Source organism: Algoriphagus pacificus, assembly GCF_017254845.1.
Classification (GTDB): Bacteria; Bacteroidota; Bacteroidia; order Cytophagales; family Cyclobacteriaceae; genus Algoriphagus; species Algoriphagus pacificus.
The window spans coordinates 971,680-994,827 of sequence record NZ_JAFKCU010000001.1 but is presented as its reverse complement, the minus strand read 5'-3'; the positions used below and the strand labels follow the sequence as shown (position 1 = coordinate 994,827).

Genomic DNA, 23,148 nt, shown 5'->3' with positions numbered 1-23,148 from the left:
CATAGATCTTTTTAAGGCGAAAATGCTATTAAGTATTTTTTTATTACTTGCTACCGCTGAGTTGCAAGCATCAACAGATAGCTTATTTGTTTTCTCTGGAAATCAAGGTGGTATTAAAGATTTATTTTTTAGAGTTGAAAATGATTCAACTCGTATATCCTTTATCACACCAAATTCTTCTTTTGATAAAAGCGGACAATTAAACGAAGGTGACCTGATTGTCGGAATTGGAGAGGGAGAATCAGGAGAAATGATTGATCTTATTGGAAAGTCTGAACAAGAAATTTCAAACTTATTTTGGGGTGAGGTTGGAACAAAATTTCGCCTATCAATATTACCTATCGGTAAAAAGCCTCCTGAGCAACCACTTATCATTGAATTTGAAAGGGAAAAAGTCCAGCGAAGAATTTATTTAGATTACGATAATGTTTGGCACTTTAGTCCTGGGGATGATATCAAGTGGGCTGATTTGAATTTTGACCATACCCAATGGATTAAAATTAATCCTTCCGATATCACAGAACCATTACCTGATTCATTGTGGAATCAGGGCCATGGTTGGTTCCGTGCCTATTTTAAAGCAGATTCGACATTCTATTTCAATCCTTGGTATTTACAGTTATATAGCTGGGGTGCTGCCGAGGTCTATATTGATGGTAAGTTGATTAATCGCTTTGGCACTTTCTCAACGGACCCAAATAAGGAAGTGCGATATAATCCTCTCTTGAAAGAATATACCCCTATTTGGTTATCTCCTAAAGACACCCATCTAATTGCAGTTCGTTTTTCTTACCATCCTGCGAAAAGATATTATGAGATAATGGATGATGAATCATTTTTATTGGGATTTCGACTATCATTTATTTCACAGGAATTAGACGACATTAGAAACAATCAAATAAGTGAAAGTAAGCTAAAGTTCTACTTATTGTTTGGGATCTATTTTGTCGTTTTTATTTTACATGGCTACCTCTATTATTTATTTAGGGAGCAAAAAGAAAATCTTTTAGTAGCAGTCCTTTTATTACTGCTTTTGATTAATGACTATGTTCAATTTTATTTTGAGTTTACCCAGTTTGATAGATTAATTACCTTCTTTGTCTTTAAAATAATAGTGGTTGTAAGGATTGCTGTTTTTTTCTTACTCCCCTACACTTTAGTTATATTTTTCAAGCTTGAGAAATTTGAGAAATTAAAGTTCCTACCCTTTTTTGCTCCTCTAATATTCCTTCTATTCCAAGTCCTTAATATCGATAATGTCTGGCCGATTGTCTCACCAGCTATCTTAATTCTAAATTTAATACTCCTGCTTATTGCTCGGAAAAGAAAAATAAAAGGGGTGGGGTTTATCACTTTTGGATTTATAGGAATGGTTTTGTTTTTGATTATTCCTTTAGTTTTTGAGAGTATAATCGATATTAATATATATGATTTTACACCACCAATTTTTTGGGATATCTCTTTTTTAACTATCCTTCCATTAAGTATGACATTCTTAATAGCCTATAAAATGGGTAAAATGTATACTAGTTTGGAAGATATGGTAGAAAGTAGAACAGAAGCACTAGAAATCTCTTTAAATGAACTCAAATCCACCCAGGCCCAACTGATCCAATCCGAAAAGATGGCCTCTCTCGGCGAACTGACCGCAGGGATTGCCCATGAGATACAGAATCCGCTGAATTTTGTGAATAACTTCTCTGAAGTAAATAGAGAATTGATTTCAGAGCTTAAAGAAGAAATTGAAAAAGGCGATTTGGAAGAAGTCAAGTTAATCGCAACTGACATTGAAGCCAACGAGGAGAAAATCAACCTCCACGGAAAGCGTGCTGATGCCATCGTTAAAGGCATGCTGGAACATAGCAAAAGAGGCTCAGGTCAAAAGGAACTTACCAATCTCAATGCTTTGGCAGAAGAGTTTCTCCGCTTGAGCTACCAATCCTTTTTGGCAAAGGAACCCGAATTCAAATGCGAGTTGAAAACAGATTTGGCTTCTGATCTGCCACAGGTTTCGGTAATTCCCCAAGACATCGGAAAGGTATTACTCAACCTGATCAATAACGCTTTTTATGCAGTTAACGAAAAGGCAAATTCTACCCCTAAAGACTACAAACCAGAAGTAACTGTCAAAACAACGAAGACCAAGTCCCCTTTAGGGGATTCCCGCCTGCCGGACGGGCAGGTAGGGGTAGAAATCTCTGTCCAGGACAACGGCTCAGGCATCCCCGACTCTATCAAAGAAAAGATCTTCCAGCCCTTCTTCACTACCAAGCCTACTGGCTCGGGAACTGGATTAGGATTGTCTTTAAGCTATGATATCATCAAAGCGCATGGAGGAGAATTAAAAGTGGAAAGTGAAGAGAGAAAGGGAACAATATTTATTATTCAATTCACTAATTTATAGACCATTGATTTCATTTTTCAGAAAAATCCGCCAAAAACTCCTCCAGCAGAAGAAGGTTACTCGCTACATAGCTTATGCAATAGGAGAAATATTCTTGGTCGTTATTGGGATTTTAATTGCCCTTCAAGTGAATAACTGGAATGAGGAACGGAAATCGAATAATGTATCGGCCGGAACTATTCAGAAATTGCGTTTAGAATTATCAGAAGTAAAATCAGAGATTGAAGAATCTATTGAGGCAAATGAAATGATTCTTTACTGGGCTGATAGCTACCTGCAATCCCCTTCTGACTTGGATTCACTAAAAGCTGAACCCAAACGTATTCTTCTTATGACCAGTTATGCCTCGTTAAGGGTGGGAATGCCGGTTTTAAATCAAGAATTAAGTTCAGACCAATTAATAAGAGATAAACCCGATCTCACCAATAAACTACGATCCATTAAACATGGTTATGATGAAGCTAGCTCAATTCGTGATATATCTAGATCTCTTTGGAATGAAAATGTTATCGGGTTCTATTTCAAAAATCAACACTTAGTGTTATACAATGCATTCCTAAGAGGCCAAGATTATAATAAAGATGAGGTCATTTCTCTTCTTTATAATGAAGAATTCAAAAATGTAGTAGCCTTGACTGCTTTGTCGAATGCTCAATTAACCAGAAGTCTTGAAGAGCTTTTATCCCATATTGATGAAACACTTCAATTAATTGAACAAGGTTTGTAATGGTGCCAATATTCAAACATATCCGCCAGAAACTACTTAATCAGAATCGAGTCACTCGATACTTGGTTTATGCCATAGGCGAGATATTTCTTGTGGTGATTGGGATTTTAATAGCTCTTCAAGTCAATAACTGGAATGAGGAAAACAAACTGAAAAAACAAAAAGTCATCCTCCTTGAAAGTCTAAAAACTGAATTTGAAGAAAACCAAAATAGACTGGATATTTTGCTAAGCTTTATTAATCAAAGAGAAGCTTATGCAAGAACTCTTTTAGCTATACTTGAGCAACTCCCCTCTCAAGTGGACAGTATAGAGACAGTCTTCGCTTTGGAAAGAACTGGCTTTGTCCATTATTTTAATCCAACCCTTCCTACCTACGAGGAAATGAAATCCTCTGGGACTTTAAGCCTTATCGATAATAAAGATCTGAAAAGGCGGATGGCTGATTACCAAACTTTTCTCGAATACAGCTTCAGAATAGAAGATGGGAACAAAGGCCCCATTCAACAATTTTCAGAGCGTATCTTGAAATACATGGATCCGGATTTTGGTGATGTGAACATCACAGATAATGAGTCAAGAAATTATGCTTCTGTAAAATTTGATCTCGAAGCCATGTCAAATGACTCTGAAATTCAGTATCTTCTGAAAATTATTATCCAAAAGAGTGTTCTTGAAGCCGGCTACAAGGAGCGAATCTTCACACCGAGATTAACTAGAATTATAGATTTGATTGAAGGAGAACTAAACCAAACAGCGAAATAACAAACTTGAATTCTTGTTTTTCGCCTCTCTTCATTCATTAGTTGATCTCTCCTGTGGCATTCTGACACATTTTATTTAGACAGTTTTTTTAATGAAAAAGCTATTCCAAGCACCATTTTTTATGATGTTTCAGCTCTGCTGTTTAGTCATGATTTCTTTGGCTCTGAATGCTCAAAACATATCTCAAAATGTAGTTTTCAACAACATCACATCAGATGAGGGATTACCGAGCACTTCAGTTACCGATGTCACTCAGGACAGTTTTGGATTTATTTACCTGGGTACTTGGGAAGGGGTTTTCCAGTTTGATGGGAATAACTACAAGAAGATTTATCATGAAGGGAGGTATGTAACAGCAGATGAAAAAGGAGGGGTTTGGATAGAAGCTGTAGTTGGGAATTTACTTTATTATGATTCAAATAAAGACAGTCTCACATATTACTCAGACGTTGACCCTCAAAGGCGTTATCTCCAAGTCCTTTTGGGAAAGCAAGGTGAAGTATTTGCCTCCACCACAAAAGGAATCATGAAGCTTGACTCAGAAACTCAAAAATTTATTTTAGAGCCTGGGCAGGAATCAGGTGAAGTCTTTAATCTTCAAATTGGGGATGACGGAAGAATGAATTTTATTTTAGTTCTCGAAAGTGGAAAAGGTGCAAAAATAGGAAAGAGATATCCCGACGGGAAATTTAGCTATGAACAATTTCCATTAGATGAAAACACTATAAATAAAACATCCTTTGCCACATACCGCCAAACTATCATTCTTCCTTACGGGAATTCAAGCACAGTTCTTTTAAACCCGAATGGATTGGCTACCCGGGAATCCGATGCTGAATCTTGGACATTTAAAAAATTCAGTGAACCTGAACAATTGAAGGAAAGAGGCCTTGGAAGTGATGCATCTTACGTTTTTCATGATCAATTCATCTGGCTCAACCAGCGCGATGCAATCACCAAAATCAATGTGGAAACAGGGGAATCCTTAACCATCCATTCTGGTACGAATACCCGCAAAGACCTACTTCCAATGTCCAGTGATAACGGATGCAAATTATACTTGGATAGCCAAGGGGTTATTTGGATTGCTAGATTCGCCAATGGAATCAGTCTTTTAAATACCTATCAATCTGATTTTGGCCTTTTACGGGATGAACAAGGAAAAATCATCCCTGATATCCTTTCTTCTTATGAACTGAATGATGGATCTTTTTGGATAGGTCAGCGGATTTCTATGGAAAATGGACTCATCCATTTTGCTGCAGATGGAAAGTCCATACTCCACAGAATTGGAGCTGCGCAGTCCGATCTACCTGCTGGCAAAACTTTTGGATCAGAATTATCCCATCCCTATCCTTGGGCCATTGCGGAAACCTCTGATTCTACGCTTTGGGTAGGAACCGGCTCCCCGGGTGATCAAAATGGAGGACTAAACCGAATAGACCCAAAAACAGGATTGATTACCAGATATCGATATGACCCAGAGGATTCCGCTTCCTTAGGCCAAAACTGGGTCAGGATAATACAAAAAGATCCTCGTGAAAAACTCTGGATCATTAATATTAAGGGATTAGATTTTTTTGATCCTGAAACAGAGGAATTCACACATGTGGTCAAAGACACTTCTGGTTCTGGATTCCGAGGACTGTTGTTAGATTCCAAAGAAAATCTTTTGGTTCAAAGAAGTGGATCTAGTAGCTCTTGGATGTTAATAGACACCAAAACCAAAGCTATTATCAAACAAGGTAATTTCTTTGGCCAAGATTTAGGTTATTCTACCTCTCGACCGATTCTGGATTCAAAAGGAAGAATCTGGATTGCTACAGTCAATGGATTTGGTTACACTGATGAAGAATACGATGGATTAAAATTCTGGAAGAGCTTTGAAGAATTTGGTTATCCAGATCTCGAAATTAGGTCATTCAGCTATGATGAGGATGGCTACCTTTATTTTGGAACTTCTAATGGTATTTTTCAATACAACCCAGAAACTGGGAAAACGGTAAGATTTGGGATTGAAAGGGGACTGCAATCCAATTCTTTTGAAACAAAACCTAATAATCGAGGCCCTTCTGGAAAAATCTACTTTAGAGGAAATGGTGGAATGAATGTTTTTGATCCGAAGGAAATTAAAACGAATCCTTTTCCGCCTAAAATCATCATTCGAGGAATTACACTTGACGGAAAAAGCTACCAAAGCTTTTTAGATTCCACAGAAAAGAAGCCAAACCATACAATTTCTTCGCTGCTTATTCCTCCGGGAATCACAACCGTAAATATAAATTTTGCATCCATCCACTTTGGGGGAAGTGGGAAAAATATCACACAGTACCGCTTAGTCAATTTTGATGATAATTGGCAAGATGCAAGTGGAAATGGAAACGCTGTTTTTACCAACCTACCTGCCGGCAATTATATTCTTGAATTAAAAGCTGCAAATTTAGATGGTATCTGGAATGAAGAACCACTTCAATTAACCATTAAGGTACTACCCCCTTGGTATCAAACATGGTGGGCGTATTTTTTATATCTAGTCTTTTTTGTGCTTTTGGTTTATGTAATTATTAATGAGCTACGGAAAAGAGCTATCCGAAAGGAAAGGGAATTGGCCAAGGATCGGGAACTAGCCCAAGCAAAAGAAATAGAAAAAGCTTATTCCCAACTGAAATCTACCCAAGCCCAGTTGATCCAATCCGAAAAGATGGCCTCACTGGGTGAGCTGACAGCAGGTATTGCACATGAGATTCAGAACCCTTTAAACTTTGTCAATAATTTTTCAGAGTTGAATAGCGAATTGATAAAAGAGGCGGTAGAAGAATTAGAAAAGGGAGATATCGAAGAAACAAAGTTTATTCTAAAAGATCTAGGAGATAATTCAGATAAAATCACCCTCCACGGAAAGCGCGCCGATGCCATCGTCAAAGGTATGCTAGAACATAGCAAAAGAGGATCTGGTCAAAAGGAATCAACAAATCTAAATGCCATAGCAGAAGAATTTCTCCGCTTGAGTTATCAATCCTTTTTGGCAAAGGAACCCGAATTCAAATGTGAGTTGAAAACAGATTTGGCTCCTGATCTTCCCAAGGTTTCGGTGATTCCCCAAGACATCGGAAAGGTATTGCTCAACCTGATAAATAACGCTTTTTATGCAGTTAACGAAAAGGCAAATTCTGCCCCCAAAGACTACAAACCCGAAGTAACTGTCAAAACAACGATGACCAAGTCCCCTTTAGGGGATTCCCGCCTGCCGGACGGGCAGGTAGGGGTAGAAATTTCTGTCCATGACAACGGCCCCGGCATCCCCGACTCCATCAAAGAAAAGATCTTCCAGCCTTTTTTTACTACCAAGCCAACTGGATCAGGAACTGGACTAGGATTGTCTTTAAGCTATGATATCATCAAAGCACATGGAGGGGAGTTATCCGTGAACACAAGCGTCGGTAGCGGCACCACATTCATCATCAATCTACCCAAATGATTTAAATGGAAAGAGATAAAAATAAGTTGCTCATCGATACGTATCAGGAATTTATGAATGTGGGCATAAGTGGTGAAAACCCCAGCCTATTAGAAAAAATAGTTGATGAAAATATTGTTGGGTTTGGAACTGCCATAGATGAAAAGGTTCAAAGCTTGAAGGAGTTTAAGAAACTTCTGGAAAATCAAAAAAATCAAAGTACTGGACTTCAAGTTTCCTGGCGGACTGTGCCGATGGGTCAATACACCTCAGCGGATGAAAACACAGTGGTTTTTGCTGAGGATTTATATTTAACAATCCAAAATGAAGAAGAATCAATTGAAATGTATTTTCGATTTTCTTCCGTATTGAACTATAGCAATAATCAATGGAAGGTCATTCATTGGCATGGCTCCAAACCCGAACCAGTTGAAAGTGATAAGGATACCTGGGGGATTGAAAATTATAAAAAGAAGGCCGAGGAACTGGAAAAACTAGTATCAGAAAAAACAGCAGACCTACTGAATAAAAATAGAGAGCTGGAAATCGAAAGTGCGCTGGAACGGGTGAGAGCCCAAAGCCTGGCTATGCATCATTCCTCAGAATTATCATCTGTTGTGGACACGCTTCTTCAAGAGTTTACTAATCTGGAATTCACACTTACCTTTTGTATCATCAATCTGATTGATGAGGAAGATATGAGTAACACGGTCTGGGCGGCCAATCCGGAAACGGGAAAAGACCCGGAGTCCTATTACATGAAGTTTGAAGATTATCCATTTCATGATGCGATGTGGGATGCTTGGAAGGCTCAGAAAAAGCGATTTGTTTACACCATAGAAGGAGAAGAGAAAAAAATCTATGATGAATACCTCTACTCAAAGACAGAATTCAGCCGTTTTCCAAAGCATGTCCAAGATGCCAATAAAGCTCTTGAACGCTATGTAGCCGGCTTTACATTTTTTAAATATAGTGGCCTTCAAACAGTCAGTGAAAATTACATTTCCGAGCAGGATTTAGATATTCTTGAGCGCTTCGGTAAGGTTTTCGAGCAGGCTTATACCCGTTTTCTAGATCTCCAAAAAGCTGAGGCACAAACTAGGGAATCAGAAATCCAACTTGCTTTGGAGAGAGTAAGATCCAGATCTATGAGCATGCATTCCAGCTCAGAAATCGGGGACACTGCACTAGTTGTATTTCAGGAGCTAAATAAATTGGGCATTGATTCTGTGCGCGGAGGACTTGCCTTAATAGATACTGAAAAGGATGAAGCAGAACTTTGGCTAGTGGCTGAAAAAGATGGGAAATCTGAAACCAAAATCTTGGGATCGGCAAAGGGAGGACAACATTATTTTTACAGAAATTATATAGCGGCAGCCAGAAATGGCGAAGACTACTTTTTTGCTGAAATGGTTGGCAAAGAGCTAATAGAATATTACAAAATTGCCTCCACTAGTTTAAATGTACCCACCCCAGAAGAATTTCCTGAACGAGAATTTTATTATGGTTTCTTTTTTGCCGAAGGTTCCGTTAATGTCATTTCTAGGAGAAAGCTTTTGCAAAGTGAATTGAGTATAGGACTTCGATTTGCAAAGGTTTTTGGCTTAGTTTATCGCCGCTTCCTCGATCTCCAAAAAGCAGAAGCACAAGCTAGGGAATCAGAAATCCAACTTGCTTTGGAGCGAGTAAGGGCACGTACTATGGCGATGCAAGAGAGCAAAGAACTGGCGGAAGCATCTTCTTTACTTTTTCAGCAATTGCATGATTTAGGAGTGAACACCTACAGCAGTAGATTCACTATTTGGGATGAGGAGAAGGATGAGTTGATTTCGTGGATGTGCAATGCAGATGGCTCTATGAACCCTCCTTTTAGAATGCCTATTTCAGAAAATGAATGGCATCAGGAACAATACAAGCATTGGAAAAATAAAAAAAGCTTTGTTCTAAAAGATTTCAAGGGTGAGGAGATGCAATCCTATTTCAATTATTTAAGATCCTTTCCTCTCTTAGACAAGGCCTTTGAAATATCAATTGCTGCCGGAAACCCAATGCCAGAAAGACAAATTCACCATGTATTTAATTTTTCTCATGGTAATCTACTTTTCATTACGCTTGAACCCTATGTCCAAGCTCATGATATATTTATGCGCTTCGCAAAAGTTTTCGATCAGACCTACACCCGCTTTATAGACCTTCTAAAAGCAGAAGAACAGGCGAAGGAAGCTCGCATCGAAGCAGCTTTAGAGCGAGTACGTTCGCGAACCATGGGAATGCAAAAAGCCGAAGAGTTGGGTGAAGTAGCTACAGTTTTATTTAGAGAGCTGAACGCACTGGTCGATAATCTTTGGACTTGCGGATTTGTACTATGTGAAAAAAACAGGCAAGAAGATGAGTGGTGGTTGAGTTTAGATAATGGATTGATTCAACCATTTTCTCTACCGAATGTGGGAGACTTTGCCCATGAAAATCTCTATGAAGGTTGGGAAAAGGGGGAAGCTTATAGAACTGTCACCCTAGAAAACAAGAAGCTTCAGGAGCACTATGATTGGCTCATGAAAATCCCAATTGCAGCACAAATATTTGAGGAAATGGAAGCATCAGGCATTCCACGTCCAAAATGGCAACGCCTACATGCGGCATATTTCAAGACTGGGTACCTGGTGATAATCAAGGAAGTCCCTTGCGAGGAAGAGGAAATTTTTAAGCGCTTTGCCCAGGTTTTTGACCTGACCTACACACGATTCCTTGACCTAAGCAAAGCTGAAGCTCAGGCCAAGGAAGCTAAATTGGAATTATCTCTCCAACGCATTCGGGCACAGGTGACTGCCATGAGCCATTCGGATGAACTCTTTGATATAGTAGTATCCATGCGAAAGGAATTCGTTCTTCTTGGACATGAAGCAGACTATTTTTGGCATATGAAATGGACCCCTGAAAGCTATGAAATGTCAATGACTTCAGAAGAGGGTGATAGAGTGGGGATGATCATCTCGGTACCCAAGTTTGTACATGATGAAATCCCCCGACTAGCTGCCTGGGAAAAGAGTGACTCTCCCATCATTGCTTTGGATTTGAATGGGCCTGAGGCCTGGGATTATATCGATAAAATGAACACCTATGGCAAGTATCATTTGGCGGATCCCCACGCTCCTTCGGAAGAAGATATTTTGTCAATTGGGGGTCTGACCTTTGTGATAGCACGAACTACTCATGGTGAAATTGGATTCAGTTTGCCAGGTCAGGTTCCAAATCCCCCTGAAGAATCTTTGGCTACTTTGGTCCGATTTGCCAGTGTGTTTGACTTGGCATATAGACGTTTTGAAGATTTACTTACCTCTGAAAAGCAGACTAGAAAAGCAAAAATTGAACTTGCACTTGAACGGGTCAGGGCTCGAGCTATGGCCATGCAGGAACCGGAAGAGCTCATAGAAGTAGCTCAGGTAATGCGAGAGGAAATGGGTTTATTGGGTGTAGAAGAGTTGGAAACCAGCTCCATCTATATCAACAAATCCGCCGGAGAAGCAGAATGCTGGTATTCGATCAAAGACATTCGAGATGGCAAAAAAACCTATTTGGCTGATCATTTTAACCTCAATTACAATGAAACTTGGGTGGGGAGACAAATGCTGGATTTTTATACTAGTGATCAGACCAAAACTTCCATTCTAATGAAGGGAGAAAACCGAGTTGAATGGATCAATTACTGTGCAAACCAATCTCCGAAACTTGATGGCTATTACGGTACTAAAATCCCGGAACGCACGTATCATTTGACTAAATTTTCGAATGGAGCAATTGGAGCAGCTACACCAGGAGAAATTTCCAGCGAAAGTTGGGATCTTTTACATCGGGCAGCATTGGTTTTTTCTTTAGCCTATTCAAGATTTAAAGATCTCTCGCAAGCAAAAGAAGATTTAAAGCGACTTAAAAAAGCGAAAGCCCGTGCTGAAAAAGCGCTTACAGAATTGAAAGCCGCTCAGGAGCAACTTGTACAGCAAGAGAAATTAGCAAGCCTTGGGCAACTGACTGCCGGGATCGCTCATGAGATCAAAAACCCACTGAACTTTGTCAATAACTTCTCCGACCTCAGCAGAGAACTAATCGAAGAGGTTTTTGAAGAATTAGAAAATCTGGAATCCTCCGATACCAAAGAAGAGATCATTGCTATCCTAGAAGATGTAAAAAGCAATCTGGCAAAAGTTCACGAGCATGGAACCCGAGCTGACGGCATCGTAAAATCCATGCTACAACACAGCAGGGCATCTGGTAATAATCGAGAAGAAAAGGCCTTCAATCCACTAGTGAAGGAATTTGTGAACCTTTCCTTCCATGGCATGCGGGCAGGAAAATCTCCAATAAATGTGGAAATAGAATTTCAATTGGGTCCCGAAGTTGGTGAAATCTCATTAATCAGCGAGGATTTTTCCAGAGTGATTTTAAATCTATCCAACAATGCTTTTGATGCGATGCGGGAAAAATTAAAGTCCTCAGAATCGGGTAGATACACTCCAAAACTTACCGTGAAAACTTCCAAGCTAAAAGACAAAGTAGCTTTAAGTATTGAAGATAATGGACCAGGGATACCTGAAGAAATTCTCGGAAAGATCCTGCAGCCATTTTTCACCACCAAAAAAGGAACCGAAGGCACTGGTTTAGGGCTCTCTATTACCCATGACATCATCAAAGCCCATGGGGGAGAATTGAAAGTAAATAGCTCTGTGGGTACTGGGACTGAGATGATCATCACTTTACCACTAGACCCAAAATAAGTGATGACTTTCTTGACTAAAACCAGATCTCTTCATTTCAAAATTGAATTTGGGAAATTTGATTATAGGAAATGAAAACCATCCTGTGACAGAGAGAACAGAAATTATTGTTATTTTGCCTATTAGGATCTCATCACTTTTAACATTAGGTCTATTCGACAATGGATTTTCTACTTCTGGTATTTGCTTTTCGGTACCTTCAAAAACATGAGCAAACAAAAAATCTTTACCCTCAATGGGTAGACCTTTTTTTCAAAGGTTTCATTGCGGCATTGATCCTTTTTATCATAGAGCTAACCTTAGATGCACCTGATGTTTTCTTGCGTTGGTTTGCACATGTAGTCAATTTCGCAATTGTCTATGCAGCTTTTAACAGACAGGAGTTTAGCCCAATCAAGGTATATGTCAATGCCTTCTTGCCTATTGTCGTGGTGTATTTTGTACAGGATGTCACCAAGCTGATCAGCACCGAATTTTATAATTCTTATGAAACTTGGTTCGATACAGCAGCTTTATTTGCCTGGATCTGGCTTTTTGCCCAGTATTTTATCAATAGAAAACAAAGGAAAGCACTGGAAATGGAGCGGATAAAAGCCGCCCAACAGGAATTACAATTCAAACAATCTGAGAAACTTAAAGACGCTCTGGAAATTCAAGTAGCGGAAAGGACTGCAGAAATTACTGCCCAAAAAGAGGAATTGCTCAAAACCCTGAACGAATTAAAATCTACTCAATCCCAATTGATTCATGCAGAGAAAATGGCCTCGCTTGGAGAATTGACAGCGGGAATCGCACACGAGATCCAAAACCCTCTGAATTTTGTAAATAATTTCTCTGAAGTAAGTTCGGAATTAATTGACGAGGTGGAGGAAGAAAGAGCAAAAACCGGAGATGAAAGAGATGAAAAACTGGTCTCTGAAATTCTTGCAGACCTAAAGGATAATTTGTTGAAAATCAACCATCATGGAAAGCGTGCTGATGCCATCGTAAAAGGTATGCTGGAGCACAGTAGAAGCAATTCCGGGGAGAAAGTGTTGACAGACATTAATGCTTTGGCTGATGAATATATCAGGCTTTCCTACCATGGTTTGAGAGCCAAAGACAAATCATTCAATGCGGATTTTAAATTGAATCTGGATCCTGAGCTTCCCAAAATCCCTGTCATTCCGCAGGATATAGGAAGAGTCTTATTAAATCTGATCAATAATGCGTTTTATGCAGTCAATGAAAAGGCCAAAGAAAAAGCTAAAGAAGCGCAAGAAGCATTTCAGCCTGTAGTAACGGTTACTACCTCGGTCAGCCAGAATAAATCAGGATTGAGTGAAGCACTGATTGTGGTGCAGGACAATGGTCATGGGATTCCAGATCATATCAAAGATAAAATTTTCCAACCCTTCTTTACGACCAAACCAACTGGAGCTGGTACTGGATTAGGACTTAGTCTGAGCTATGATATTGTCAATGCGCATGGTGGTGAACTTAAGATAGAATCAGAGCCAGGAGAAGGTTCCAGTTTCTCGATTTTCCTCCCTATTCAGGAATGATTTAAAGAGACATTTTGTTTGATGCTTAAAAGGAATTTTTTGTTTGAAATTCATTTTTAGAGCCTTGAACCTATTTTTACTTTGTTCATATCTCTTGATTTTGAATACTTTAGTTAAAATTCTATTCAATCTCAGCCATGGAAAATCGCGTAATATGATGTAGATTAAAAAACCAAACAGGAATAAGTGATTATTTAATAAAAAGAATATCTAAAAGGAGTGAATGAACTAACATTAATTCCTCCAGAAAGCCCAAAACGAACTCTAAAAGCTTAGAATAATCCAAATTTTTAAATCGAGAAAAAATTGTTCAAAGCTCTGGCATTAACCTGACCATCACTACTTCCTGAGTATTCTTAGGAGTTTTGCAGACATTCCTTTTGGATGAAACATAAAAAAATTAGCTAGTACCAAAGTGATTGAAGCTTTGCCTAGCCCATTTAAATATCAAGATGAAAGTAAATTTTTTCGCTTTTATATTTTTAATAATTACACTGGCTTCTTGCTCAGAAAGCACCATTAAACCTGCTTCTGAGATCCAGATTGCTATATCAAAGCCGGAAATAACCAACCTTTCTCAGCTCCCCGATTCTCTTGCTCCAGAAATGATCAACTTAGCTGAAGTTGTTCCTCCACAACGTGTTAGTTTCCCATCCCAAAGAGAAAATTCCTCGAGCTATTATAGTGCAGCTGAAAGAATTCCATTGGAGCCTCCGGTATACTCTCCGCTTTTGGTCCTTAGAGATGAAGAAGGGAATATCGTTGAAGGAGAAAATCAAAACTCATTTATCCTAGGTGAAGGCGGGATTGCCCAATTCACAACTTATACTTCTGATAATGGGCTCGCAATTGACGCTATCAGCTGCTCTTTTATGGATAGCAGAGGGCATTTATGGTTTGGTACTTCAGGGGGTGGCGTGAGTCACTATGATGGTACCGGATTTACCAATTACTCCACGGCTCAGGGTTTGGCAGCAAATAACCTCCGATCCATTATTGAGGATAGAAATGGCAACCTCTGGTTTGGTACCGTAGGTGGTGGGGCAAGTAAATTTGATGGAAAAAGCTTTACAAATTACAACACGAGCAATGGCCTTCCTGATGACATCATTTTTATCATTAAAGAGGATTCCCAAGGCAATATCTGGTTTGGAACCAATGGAGCAGGTGTCAGTAAGTATGATGGAAAAACTTTTACAACCTATACCTCAGCCGATGGTCTGGCAGGAGATTTAATTATCAGTATCGAAGAAGACAAAGAAGGTAATCTTTGGTTTGGCACTTATGGAAATGGTGTCAGCCGATACGACGGAAGCAAATTCACCACCCTCAATACAGAAGATGGTCTTCCTGGTGACCGAGTAAGAATCATTTACAAAGACAGCAAAGATTTGCTTTGGTTTGGTACTGTTGGGGATGGTGTAAGTAGCTTTAACGGCAGGACATTTACCAATTACACCATTGAAGATGGACTAGCTAGCAATTTGGTACGAAACATTGCTGAAGACAAAGAGGGGAACATGTGGTTTGCAACTACCGGAGGGGGAATCAGCCGATTCGATGGAAGTACATTTACTAGCTACACTAACAGACAGGGATTGGCTGGAAACAATGTGATTAGCATTACGGAAGATCGGGCAGGGAAACTTTGGTTTGGAACAGACGGAGGAGGAATCAGTCGCTACGACGGCAAGGGATTTACCACTTATACTACTACTCAGGGACTGGCCGCAAATATAGTCTTGAGTATCACAGAAGATCAAAATAGAAATCTTTGGTTTGGAACAGCCAGTGGTGGTATCAGTAAGTTTGATGGTAAAAGCTTCACCAATTATTCCGCCACCCAAGGTTTAGCCTCTGACATTGTCTATAGTATTTTGGAGAACAAATCCGGTCAAATCTGGATCGGTGGAGATGGAGGATTAAGTCTTTTCGACGGTAATAGTTTTACTAATTATTCCACTGACCAAGGACTTACCGCGATAGAAGTTTACAGTATTTTGGAAGATTCCAAAGGCAACCTCTGGGCGGGAACTGATGGAGGTGGAGTCAGCAAATTTGATGGAACTTCCTTTACCAATTTTACTTCAGATCAAGGTCTAGCTGGTTATGTTGTCCTCAGTATGCTGGAGGATCAAGCCGGAAGAATTTGGTTTGGAGCTGCAGATGGTGGGATCTCCGTTTTAGACGGAAATTCTCTTACCAATATCACAGTTAACCAAGGCTTGGTAGATAACAGCGTCATCCGATTGGTACAGGATAAGCAAGGAAATATCTGGATTGGAACAGAGCATGGATTGAATTTCCTAAGTGCTGATCGTGTGTCCAAACTCTTTGATCCTGCTTTTGATTTTTCAGAAAATCTATTCCAAACATTCACTTCGGCCGAAGGCTTACCCAACGATGTGATCCTCCAAATTGTACCCATGCCACAGGGTAAGATTGCTGTAGGAACAAATTTGGGAATCGCTCTTTTTGATGGCCCTAAAGAAGGAGAAGCATTTCTCGAACTCAAAAATCTAGAGTTGTTCAATTCCCAGACAGGCTACCCGGTAAAGGATCTTACTGATGGACAAAACGGAATGTTTTTGGACAGCAAGGGAATCCTTTGGGCAGGGACAGGTAGTAATAAAACTGCTTTGACGCGCTTTAATTACTCTTCCCTTCTTAAAAATGAAGAGCTTCCAGCAGTTGAAATAAAGCAGGTGCGGATCAATGAAGAAGCACTATCCTGGAATTTATTAGCCCAGGCAGCTGCAAATCCGGAAAGCGAGGCAATTACTGCACCTCAGATTACGGAGGAAGTAAGCACCTTTGGCAGAACTTTGAGCCAAAAAGAAAGAGAAGCCATGCGCTTGAGATTTGATGAAATCAGATTTGATAGCATTTCCTCTTTTCATCCGATTCCAATCGATTTGGTATTACCCTATAAAAACAACCATCTAAACATCGATTTTGCAACAAATGAGGTATCCAAACCTTATTTGATTGAATACCGCTACATGTTGGAAGGCTACGATCAGGAATGGAGCCCAATCCTCAAAAAATCCAGTGCCACCTTTGGTAATATTCAAGAGGGAACTTACACATTCCTAGTGATGGCAAGGTATACAGGGCCAGCTTTGGAAGGTGCCGGTGCCTGGACTGAGCCGTTGAGCTATAAGTTTACCGTATTGCCCCCTTGGTACCGAAGCTGGTGGGCATATGTCATTTATGGAATGGTGTTCTTATCGTTGATTTACCCGATTTCCAAATACCAAAAAAATCAGGTCCTCAAAGCTGAAAAGAAAAAAGCAGAAGAACGCGAACTTGCCCATGCCCGGGAAATCGAAAAAGCCTATGCTAAGTTGGAAGCTTCTCATGAGCATTTAAAAGAAACACAGTCTCAGTTGATCCAGGCAGAAAAAATGGCTTCCCTTGGTGAGCTGACAGCTGGTATTGCACATGAAATCCAGAATCCTTTGAATTTTGTAAACAATTTCTCTGATGTCAGCAATGAGTTGATGGAGGAAATGTTGGAAGAATTGGAAAATGGAGATCTGGAAGAAACTAAAGCCATTGCTGAAGATATCAAAGACAATCTTGGAAGGATCAATCTGCATGGAAAACGCGCAGATGCGATTGTTAAAGCCATGCTTCAGCACAGTAGAGTTGGTACGGGTAAAAAAGAACCAACAGACATCAATGCTTTGGCAGATGAATGCCTTCGCCTGAGCTACCATGGTATCAAGGCAAAAGACAAAACTTTCAATTCAGATTTTAAAACTGACTTTGACACTAGTATTGGCACAGTTGAGGTGATTCAACAGGATATTGGAAGAGTGCTTCTAAATATGGTCAATAACGGATTCTATTCAGTCAATGAGAAAGCAAAAGAGCTTAACGATGAGAGCTATATGCCGACTGTTAAAATCTCTACCAAGAAAGTTTTGGGTGGTTTTGAAATCACCGTCGAAGACAACGGGGCGGGAATTCCGAAGGAAATCATACATAAGATTTATCAACCATTCTTTACCACTAAACCGACTGGAAAAGGCACTGGACTCGGACTTTCTTTGAGCTATGACATTGTCAAATCTCATGGAGGTGATTTACGGGTAAAAAGTGAAACAGGGGAAAATCATGGAACAGCTTTCACGATTTACATCCCTTTTGAGGAATCAAGCAAAGATGAAAATTGAATAGATTGATAAATACCAGAGAATAAATTATTAAAGTACCTCAATCATCATTATTTTAACTTAATTAAATAGAAATGAATATTTTAATTGTAGATGATGAAACGGATGTAGAAATACTTTTTCGTCAAAAATTCAGAAAAGAAATCAGAAGCGGGGCTATGACCTTAAATTTTGCTTTTTCGGGTCAGGAAGCACTTGATTTTTTGGGACAGGACAATCCTCCACAGGTTGTCTATGTATTTTCTGATATCAATATGCCCGGAATGACGGGTTTGGAACTTCTCAAAAGAATCAAAGAAAGGTTCCCTCAGATAAATGTAAGTATGATTTCCGCCTATGGTGATAGCGAAAATTACGAAAAAGCGATAGATTCAGGAGCGAAAGAGTTTTTCACCAAACCCATCGATTTTGAGTACCTGAAAAATGAAATTGCTGCGTTGATGAATAAACATAAATCGAATAAGCCATGATCAGAATATTGGTTGTAGATGATGAGGCTGATCTAGAGGTTCTTATCAGACAAAAGTTTAGAAAGAAGATTCGAGCAGAAGAATACGAATTCCACTTTGCCCTCAATGGAAAAAAAGCATTGGAGGTGATGGAAGAATCTAAGAACATCGATATGATTCTTAGTGATATCAACATGCCTGAAATGGATGGTTTGACACTTTTATCCAAGGTAAAAGAACAAAACTCCTTGATGAAGACTGTGATCATTTCTGCCTACGGAGACATGGAAAATATCCGTACAGCTATGAATCTGGGCGCATTTGATTTCATCACCAAACCTGTGGATTTTCAGGATCTGGAGATTACTATTGAGAAAACAATCACCTATATCAATCAGATTAAGGAGACTCTGAAGACCATGAAGGAAAACAACATCCTCAAAATGTATGTGGATGAAACTGTTTTGAACTTTATGGGTGGAAGGGAAATAGAGAGTGGCATGATTGAAAATGAAACCATGGAAGCAGCCGTGGCATTTATTGATTTATGTGGATTCACGGCAATTTCCGAAACCGAAGAACCCAATGTGGTTGTTGGTCAATTAAATGCCTATTTCGATATGATGGTCAGAGAAATCATCGCTGAGCAAGGTATAATTGACAAATTCATCGGGGATGCGGTCATGGCTGTATTCAAAGGTGAAAATTACCAACAAAGAGCTTTGAGAGCGAGTATTGCCATCCGAGATAAAATGAATGCAATGCCTGTCTTTTCAGAAAAGTCTGGCTTCCAGCCCAAAGTTTCTATCGGAATCAATGCAGGAGAAATGGTATCTGGAAATATCGGCTCCATTTCATTGAAAAGACTGGACTATACAGTCATCGGTGACACGGTCAACGTGGCTTCAAGGCTTCAATCCAAAGCCAATCCAGGACAAATCTTAATCTTGGAAAAGTATCAGGAGAACGTAGCCAATGATTTTGAGCATGTGAAAATCGGTGAGATGATTTTGAAAAATAAAGCCAAGCCGGTCACCGTTTACGAAGTGATTTCCTAAAAAGTCAAAGAAAAACCTCCACCCTTCCCAAGAAGAACAATTGAAAAAATTGTTCGTAAACGTGCTATTTTAACCCTAGGAGCAATTTTTTAAGATATTTTCGAAGAAAATACTGTAGCTTATTCATCCAAATAAAAACTTTATGAAAAAAATTACCCAACCAGCACTTTTGGTTGCCTTGGGAGCTACTGTCAGTTTTGCAGCACTGGTTCCCGATCGACCCAAAGAACTTTTGCCAATGGAGAGGCAAGTTCTTTCCCAAGTGGATAGTACCAAAAAAGACTCCATCGTTACTCCAAAATTCAAAGACCTTCCTCTTAAAGCTGAACGCGAAATTAAATTCAATACCAAACAAGGTACTTGGATGAGCGTGGATGTAAGCCCTGATGGAAAAACCCTGGCCTTTGACCTTTTGGGAGATATTTACACCATTCCGATCGAAGGTGGAAAAGCAACTCCTATCACAACCGGAATGGCCTATGAAACGCATCCTCGTTATTCGCCTGATGGAGAGAAAATCCTCTTTACTTCAGACAGAGCAGGAAGCGACAATCTTTGGTATATCGACATGGTCAAAAAAGACACAGTACAGATCACCAAGGATAAAAACGGAGATGTGCCAGGAGCAGACTGGACACCAGATTCCGAATACATTGTGGTCAGCAAAGGTCGAAGAATCGCCAAACTTTGGATGTACCACAAAGACGGCGGCGGCGGTATTCAACTAAATGAAAACCCAAGCAGCATCAAAACCATCGATCCTTTTGTCAGCCCTGATGGCAAAAAGGTATACTTCTCCCAAAGAAGTGGAGCTTGGAATTACAATGCTTTGCTCCCTCAGTATCAAATCGGAACATACGATTTTGAAAAAGGAGAGCTAAACAGCATCACCTCCCGTTATGGTTCGGCTTTTACGCCAACTTTGAGTAATGATGGAAAATGGATGGTTTATGGCTCCCGATGGGAAGAGAAAACCGGTTTGGTTCTTAGAAACCTCGAGTCTGGGGAGGAAAAATGGCTAGCCTACCCTGTACAACGGGATGAGCAAGAATCTATCGCGCCTCAGGGGGTTTTGCCAGCAATGGCATTCACTCCAGATAGTAAAAATGTAATTGCTTCCTATGGAGGAAAAATCTGGAAAATCGCAATCGATGGAGGAGCTCCGACTGAGATTCCTTTCGAAGTAGATGTCAATCTTGCCATGGGTCCACGCCTGTATTTCAACTATGAAATCAAAGACACCACCGCTGCCAGAGTAACTCAAATCCGTGATGCAGTCCCTTCTCCAGATGGAAAAAAACTGGCTTTTACAGCTTTGAATAGATTGTATGTGATGGATTATCCGGATGGAGAACCTAAAAGAATCACCAACAACGATTTCACCGAGGCAATGCCAACCTGGAGTCCAGATGGAACCCAGCTGGCCTTTGTAGGCTGGGATGAAACCGAAGGAGGCAAACTCTATAAGGCCAATCTGGGAAATAGAGGATCTGTCACCCAATTGACCAATGAGAGCGCTCTATACATGCAACCTGCTTGGGGACCAAATAATAGAATTGCAGTCTTCAAAGCTTCCAACCAAGTGATGAAAGATGCAGAAGGACCAGGAATCAATGGTTCAGAAGCTGAATTGGTATGGATACCAGCGGCAGGCGGGGAATTCAGAAAAATCATGGAAGCAGGAAATCATGGTAACGTTCATTTTACCAAAGACACTTCCCGTGTTTTCTTGAATGGTCCGGGCGGAACACTGCTAAGTGTAAGATGGGATGGGACGGATGAAAAAGAATATGCAAAAATAACAGGAATTACTCCTTTTGGATCTGTAGCAGAATCACATGATGATCACGGCCATACCACCAATCCAGCAGAAGCTACGGATGTTCGCTATGTCATGGGCATGCCTAGATCCAATGCAGACGCGGTCAATTATTGCATGCTTCCTGAAGGCGCGAGCGCACAGGAACCACAGATGAGACCAAGTAGTGCCAGCACCATTTTGATGGCTCCGGAAGGAGATTTGGCAGTAGCTCAGGTGAATAACAACATCTATGTGGTGCAAATCCCAAAAGTTGGGAAGACTCCAAGCATCAACGTGGGCAATCCAGAATCAAGTAATTTCCCTTCCCGCCAACTCACCGAAATCGGAGGAGAATGGCCAGCTTGGGAAGCCGATGGCAAGAAAGTTCACTGGTCTTTGGGCAATGGTCACTGGGTCTATGATGTAGACAGAGCAGTATTTATTGAGGATTCTGTGAAGACTGCCAAGAAAGCAAAAATGATGGCAGATGCGGATTCTGTTGCTGCCTTGAAAGCTTTGGGACCTGAAGCGGTGAAAGCTGCCGATTCTGTAGCCAAAGCCAAAAAAGAAGCATTGGCAGAATTGCTGAAAAATGACAAAGAAAAAGCAAAAGCAGATAGCATTTACAAAGCCGAGCTAAAAGAAAAAGAAAGCTACAAACCGGTAGAAAAACAGGTTTCGGTTTACTATACCAAAGACATTCCGAAAGGAACCGTCTTGCTAAGCAATGCCCGAATCGTCACCATGAAAGGGGATGAAATCATCGAACGTGGAGATATCCTGATCGAAAATAACCGAATCAAAGCTGTGGGTGCTGCAGGTACTTTGAATGCCGGAAATGCAAAAGTCATGGACATGTCCGGCAAGACTATTACCCCTGGCTTTATTGATACCCATGCGCACATGTGGCCAACTTGGGGATTGCATAAAAACTCGGTTTGGATTTATGCAGCCAATCTAGCTTATGGAGTGACCACTACCCGTGATCCGCAGACAGCTACTACCGACGTGTTGACTTATGGAGATATGGTGGAAGCTGGGATGGTACCGGGACCAAGAGTTTATAGCACTGGCCCGGGTGTGGGCTATTGGATGTATAATCTGAAGTCACTTGATCAGACCAAAAATGTACTGAAGCAATACAGCAAGTATTACAATACCCAATACATCAAAATGTATCTGGTAGGGAACCGTCAGCATAGACAGTGGGTGATTATGGCTGCCAAAGAGCAGGAACTCATGCCTACGACTGAGGGCGGTTTGGATTTCAAACTAAACATGACCCAACTGATCGATGGCTATCCAGGACATGAGCATTCTATTCCTATTCATCCATTGTATCAGGATGTGACCAAAACCATTGCAGAAAGCAAAATGGCGGTTACTCCTACCCTATTGGTAGCTTATGGTGGACCTTGGGCTGAGAACTATTATTACACTACCGAAAGCCCGCTTCATGATCCGAAGCTGAATCGCTTCACTCCCTATGAGGAACTGAATGCCAAGGCAAGAAGAAGAGCCGGTGGATTAGGTGGCTGGTTTGCTCCGGAAGACCATGTATTTATGAAGCATGCAGAAGGCATCAAATCCATCTTCGAGCAAGGTGGTTTAGCAGGTGTAGGTTCCCATGGTCAGTTACAAGGATTAGGCTATCACTGGGAACTTTGGTCTGTTGCCAGCGGAGGCATGGAAGCACACGATGCGCTGAAAGTAGCAACGATCTCAGGAGCTGAAGCTTTGGGATTGGACAAAGAACTGGGAAGTATCGAAGTGGGCAAACTTGCCGATTTGGTGATTATGGATAGCAATCCATTGGAGAATATCCGAAACACCAATAGCATTTCCCATGTGGTGAAGAACGGAAGAATCTACGATGGCAATACCTTGGATGAAGTTTATCCAACTCCTAGAAAGATGGATGTAAGTCCTTGGACTAAAGTGGCTCCGGTTCCGAATACCAGTTTGAAGTAAGAAACTCTAGAACTAATAGAAAT

General features: G+C 40.4%; 10 protein-coding genes. All 10 read left to right on the top strand.

The features are described 5' to 3' along the window. Positions 1-22 precede the first annotated feature (22 nt). Complete coding sequence (locus J0A69_RS04175; protein WP_236032620.1) at positions 23-2,404, top strand: ATP-binding protein; 2,382 nt, start codon at positions 23-25, stop codon at positions 2,402-2,404. Positions 2,405-2,408: 4 nt separating this feature from the next. Continuing rightward, positions 2,409-3,131 (top strand): hypothetical protein, encoded by a 723-nt coding sequence (locus J0A69_RS04170; RefSeq protein WP_206585247.1) that lies wholly within the window; start codon positions 2,409-2,411, stop codon positions 3,129-3,131. After that, positions 3,131-3,895: a DUF6090 family protein gene (locus J0A69_RS04165; protein ID WP_206585246.1), complete on the top strand. Its 765-nt coding sequence runs from the start codon at positions 3,131-3,133 to the stop codon at positions 3,893-3,895. Before J0A69_RS04170 ends, J0A69_RS04165 begins: the two co-directional genes overlap by 1 nt. A gap of 91 nt (positions 3,896-3,986) precedes the next feature. Then, positions 3,987-7,373, top strand: coding sequence for a sensor histidine kinase (locus tag J0A69_RS04160; RefSeq protein WP_206585245.1), 3,387 nt, complete (start codon positions 3,987-3,989; stop codon positions 7,371-7,373). A 5-nt stretch (positions 7,374-7,378) separates the two neighbouring features. Next, positions 7,379-12,121: an ATP-binding protein gene (locus J0A69_RS04155; protein ID WP_206585244.1), complete on the top strand. Its 4,743-nt coding sequence runs from the start codon at positions 7,379-7,381 to the stop codon at positions 12,119-12,121. Positions 12,122-12,282: 161 nt separating this feature from the next. Beyond that, positions 12,283-13,665, top strand: coding sequence for a sensor histidine kinase (locus tag J0A69_RS04150; protein ID WP_206585243.1), 1,383 nt, complete (start codon positions 12,283-12,285; stop codon positions 13,663-13,665). A 452-nt stretch (positions 13,666-14,117) separates the two neighbouring features. Next, a complete protein-coding gene (locus tag J0A69_RS04145; RefSeq protein ID WP_206585242.1) occupies positions 14,118-17,846 on the top strand; it encodes a two-component regulator propeller domain-containing protein in 3,729 nt (1,242 codons plus the stop codon). A gap of 74 nt (positions 17,847-17,920) precedes the next feature. After that, entirely contained in the window at positions 17,921-18,316 is a 396-nt protein-coding gene (locus tag J0A69_RS04140) for a response regulator (RefSeq protein ID WP_206585241.1), read from the top strand. Next, positions 18,313-19,353: a response regulator gene (locus tag J0A69_RS04135; protein ID WP_206585240.1), complete on the top strand. Its 1,041-nt coding sequence runs from the start codon at positions 18,313-18,315 to the stop codon at positions 19,351-19,353. The genes J0A69_RS04140 and J0A69_RS04135 overlap by 4 nt, the downstream gene beginning before the upstream one ends. 142 nt (positions 19,354-19,495) lie before the next feature. After that, complete coding sequence (locus J0A69_RS04130) at positions 19,496-23,125, top strand: amidohydrolase family protein (protein ID WP_206585239.1); 3,630 nt, start codon at positions 19,496-19,498, stop codon at positions 23,123-23,125. Positions 23,126-23,148 lie beyond the last annotated feature (23 nt).